At 62.8% G+C, this 433-nt stretch carries 1 pseudogene; it reads left to right on the forward strand.

What is annotated here, in order from left to right:
* Positions 1 to 135: 135 nt before the first annotated feature.
* Positions 136 to 433 (forward strand): annotated as a pseudogene (locus C7G61_RS43520) (ornithine decarboxylase); the annotation flags it as partial.

Genomic DNA, 433 nt, shown 5'->3' on the forward strand with positions numbered 1-433 from the left:
CATTCGTGTCTCCATCGCACGAAGCGGGATGCCATCTTCCCTCGCCGACGCCGGACGGCAGGAGTTCCTGATCGTCTGAATTTCAATCCGGAGGCTCCACAAGACCTCCATTGAACCTTTGGTGGGGAGAGCGCCATGACTCAGCGCATCCGTGAATTCCTGCGCAACCGACGTGAGGACGGCCCTTGCGTCGTCGTCGACCTTGAGGTCGTGCGCGACAACTATTCCAAGTTTGCCCGGGCGCTCCCCGACCCGCGCGTGTTCTACGCCGTGAAGGCCAACCCGGAGGCGCAGGTGCTCAAGCTCCTGGCCGAGCTCGGCTCGTGCTTCGACACGGCATCCGTGGTCGAGATCCAGCTCGCGCTGGATGCCGGCGCGACGCCTGACCGCATCTCCTTCGGCAACACGATCAAAAAGGAGCGCGACATCGTTC

The organism is Bradyrhizobium algeriense (genome assembly GCF_003062295.1).
In the GTDB taxonomy this organism is placed as follows: Bacteria; Pseudomonadota; Alphaproteobacteria; order Rhizobiales; family Xanthobacteraceae; genus Bradyrhizobium; species Bradyrhizobium algeriense.